This is a genomic window from Neobacillus sedimentimangrovi (genome assembly GCF_010614825.1).
Lineage (GTDB): Bacteria > Bacillota > Bacilli > Bacillales > Cytobacillaceae > Neobacillus > Neobacillus thermocopriae.
In genome coordinates this window covers 1-4129 of record NZ_JAAFZF010000088.1, presented here as the reverse complement: position 1 = coordinate 4129, position 4129 = coordinate 1, and the positions used below count along the sequence as shown (strand labels likewise).

General features: G+C 36.3%; 3 protein-coding genes. 1 reads left to right on the top strand and 2 read right to left on the bottom strand.

What is annotated here, in order from left to right; genetic code table 11:
• Window positions 1-87 precede the first annotated feature (87 nt).
• Window positions 88-405, bottom strand: coding sequence for a transposase (locus tag GZA11_RS16100; RefSeq protein ID WP_163184388.1), 318 nt, complete (start codon window positions 403-405; stop codon window positions 88-90).
• Between the two features lie 128 nt (window positions 406-533).
• Window positions 534-1817 (bottom strand): MFS transporter, encoded by a 1284-nt coding sequence (locus GZA11_RS16095; RefSeq protein WP_163184387.1) that lies wholly within the window; start codon window positions 1815-1817, stop codon window positions 534-536.
• Between the two features lie 403 nt (window positions 1818-2220).
• Here GZA11_RS16095 and GZA11_RS16090 point away from each other — a divergent pair, with 403 nt between their 5' ends.
• Complete coding sequence (locus tag GZA11_RS16090) at window positions 2221-3708, top strand: helix-turn-helix domain-containing protein (protein ID WP_163184386.1); 1488 nt, start codon at window positions 2221-2223, stop codon at window positions 3706-3708.
• The last annotated feature ends 421 nt before the right edge of the window (window positions 3709-4129 follow it).

Below are 4129 nucleotides of genomic sequence, written 5' to 3'. Positions count from 1 at the left end.
GATAATAAGTAGATCTAGCCACACCTAATGCCTGTAAAACAGCTGTAACCGTATATTTTCCTCGAAACTTCTCCACTAATCGAAGAACTACTTCTTTTTCAACTCCTTTCTCAGTTCTAAATACTTTTTTAATATTTCATTCTCCATTTTTAACTGTTCAATTTGACTATTCCGTTTATCTTCTTCACTTTTCCATTCTAGTCCATGTCCATAAGAATATTGCTTGCCTATTGGTTGATTTAAACGATAAATTTGATTCTCTCTATACCATTTCATCCAAGTTTTAATTTGGGATACATTCTTTATCCCGTACTTCTCCATTATTTCCCTATTTGAAAGCTCTCCAGTCATCTTATCTTTAATAACTGCCCACTTTACTTCACTTGAATATACGTTTTTGCCCACACAAAAACACCTCCGAATAGTATTTTATTGATTATACCATTTCGAAGGTGTTTTTTATTGTCCCATTTAACTAGGTTAGTCTATGCTCACTTGAGTGTTTTATTAACGTAAACAAGGTATTTTCTCCATTATTGATCTAGCGAAGAAAACGAATTTGACGGTGATAGTTGATTTGTTTCCGGAACCTTTATCAAAATGATCGCCCCAATGATAAATAAAACGATTAAACTGAACACACCGCTATTGGTGTTTCCAGTAATTTGGGCTGTGAGCCCTACTAAAAACGGCCCCAAGATGGCAGCAAATTTATAAAAGATACTGTAAAAGCCAAAGAACTCATTGGCATTTTCTTTTGGAACTAGCTTGGCAAAATAAGAGCGACTTAGTGCTTGAATGCCTCCTTGGGATGAAGCTACAAGCATGGCTAATATCCAGAAATCCAAAGTTGTTTTTAGGAAATATGCATAAGTACAGATGATGATATAGACGAAAATACCAATAAGCAGCATATTTTTCCCTTTGTATTTATCAGCAAATCTTCCATAAAGGTAGGCAAAAGGGGCGGCAACCACTTGTGTTACAAACAAAATGATTAATAGATTGGTTGAATCGATTCCTAAATCTGAGCCGTAAGCAGTAGACATCGTGATAATGGTGTGAACTCCATCAATATAAAAGAAATAAGCTAGTAGAAATAAAAATAATGGGCGGTATAGTTTAATTTTTTTAATGGTTCTAAACAGCTGTTTAAAACTGTTAGAGATCGGGTTTGAAACTCGAGCTTTATAATATACTTGATTCACATTTTTTAACATAGGAATGGTAAATAACCCCCACCAAAGGGCTGTAATGGCAAAAGCGATTTGGCTTGCTACTGTAACGGAGAGGGGAAAAATGTTCTGTTGAGCGAAAATGATTAATGCGATCCCAAGAATAAAAGGGATAGTACTCCCAATGTAGCCCATAGAAAAACCAATCGATGAGATTTTGTTCATCCGATCTTCACTGGTGACATCCACTAGAAAAGCGTCATAAAATATGTTGGTACCACCAAATCCAATAACAGTCAGAATATAACAGATTAATAGAAACAACCATTGATTATTTGGCACAATCGCCAGCATGAAGGTGAAGATAACCCCTAACGCAAAGAAAAAGGTAAAAAACCGCTTTTTAAACCCTTTAAAGTCAGCAATACTGCCTAATACAGGTGCACAAATGGAAATTAACAATGTTGCAAACGAATTCGCATAACCCCAATAAGCCGTTGAAGCAGATCCTGCCAATCCAGCTTCTGACGCGGCAGCCTTAAAGTATAATGGAAATACAGCCGTCGTTATAAGAATTGAATAGGCAGAGTTGGCCCAATCATAAAACACCCAGCTTTTTTCTTGTTTTGACATCCGGCTCATAAAATTCCCCCCCAATATGGTTCAACATTTATCTTTCTTATCCTTCAATTAATCTAAAGTTAGATTAGCCATCAACTCCTTTTTCGGCTAATTCTCCACTAGGTATTCATCCCTTCATTATCATTAGCAGGGTTTCAATCTAGTAAACAAAACCATTGCTATATATTCGTTTCGCTTTTCCAATTTATTTATACGGATGAGTTAAGTTTGTGAAAAAAGAACCATCTATTTCCATTGTACTATAAGCAACAGTGAATTGTTTCTTTATTTTTTTAATTTTCTAAAGAATGTAAGTGGGGAATTTTATTACATTTATTCTAGAAAATGTCCAAAAAAATTATGGAGTATCTCCCCATATGCTACAATAAAAAAAAGAATGGCAATGTTAAACGGGGGAAGCTTCATGGAAGGAAAATGGTTGATTGCAGATCGGGATTTAAATGAACGTGAGGGGTTAAAGTGGCTGCTCAAAACGTCCTCCATTCCAGTTACGAGCATTTTTATGGCATCAGATTTCCAGGAATTTCGAAATGTTTTTGAGAGAGAAGTACCACATATCGTGTTAATCGAACTAGATATGATTGGAAAAGAAGATTGGTCCAATTTTCGTGACTTAATACAAATCTATGAACCTATTCTCCTTTTAACAAGTGCCGAAGCAACATTCGAAAAGGCACGTTTAGCGGTTGATTTGCAGGCTTTAGATTTAATGATAAAGCCTTTTTCTGCCAAAAGAGTGAAATCTGCTTTACAAAAGGCTTCTAGAAAACTAACAGTTCCTCATTCACAGAATAAAAGTATTTATTCAAATTCGTACAAAGAGATGTCTTTTGAATCACTTTTTTTACCAGGTGCGGCTACAGAGGAAAATTACTTTGTTGCAGCATGCAAGACTGAGAGTTTAGATGCTCTTCGTACGCTTTATTCATTTTTGTCAGAATATCCTTTTAAAGATGTTCGAGGAATTTTTGGTTTGAATGATATGGTTATTTTACTATTTATGGAGCATTGTACTAATGTAACGGAGCAATGTCAAAAAGCGTTAAGGCGCTGGGAGGAAGAGTACTCTGAACCGCTTGCTATCGTTGTACAAATAGACAAATCTTCTAAGATGACCTTATATGAAAAATACAAAGAAACACGAAAAATGTTGGAAATAACCTATTACAAAGGTTACCGACAAGTCGTAGCATTTAACGAATCACCAAAATGGGTTCAGCGAGACCCATTTCTGGCGCCACCTGAACAGCAAGCCTGGATTGAAATGCTTCACAACTTTAGTTTGGAAGAAATAAAGGACTGGCTTTATGATGAGTTTCTACAATTAACGATGCCCTATCCTGACCCAGGTTTAGTTCGAATTAGATTAACCAGCATACTGGCTCAAGTCCGAAGATTCATGAAAACGTATCAATTGGATGAAAATCTTGCTTATGAGAAGGAATACCATCATATTTTCAATTCCATTTTATACGACACGGTCCTTTATCGTACCGTTCAAAATTTCATTTTGTTTTTACAAAATATCTTTGAAGGGGCCAAGTCCAATATACAAAATGTAACACAAGATCCCATTGAACGTGGAATTACGTATATTGAGACGAATTATTCAAAAAGCAATTTGAAACTCAAGGATGTTGCTGAATACGTGGAACGGAATCCTTCTTACTTTAGTCATCTTTTGATGACTAAAACAGGTCTCAGTTTTAAAGATGTTTTGACTAAAATAAGGATGAAGGAAGCTAAAAAACTATTAATCGAAACAAGTAAGCCAATCAAAGAAATTTCCAAACTCGTTGGTTATCAAAATTCAAATTACTTTAGTCGGATGTTTAAAGAAACGACCGGAGTCTCACCAAAAGAATTTCGGTTGCAAAAAATGAAAACTTGAAATATATAAACTTTCTCCCTTACGCAAGCGCTTTTGGGTGTGTTGTATATGTTGGCGAAATCCACTTTGTAGTGTAACTCAATACTAGGCGCTTACACTTAACACTTCTCGATGGCGAAAATATATGTTTTTATCTTGAGAAAAAGACCCATTACTCTAAAAGGGTCTTTTTTTATGTGCGCCCGGCATGGGTGTAGTCTATAGGGTGAAAGTCCCGAGCCATGAAGGCAGTAGTAATGGTTAGCTTAGCGCAAAGGTGTCCGTGGTGACATGGAATCTGAAGGAAGCGGGCGGCAAACCTTCGGTCTGAGGAACACGAACTTCATATAAGGCTAGGTACCACTGGATGAGTCTGCATAACAAGACAAAGTCCTTACTGCCGAAGGTGGTACAGAGTAAATGAAGCAGATAGATGGAGGGA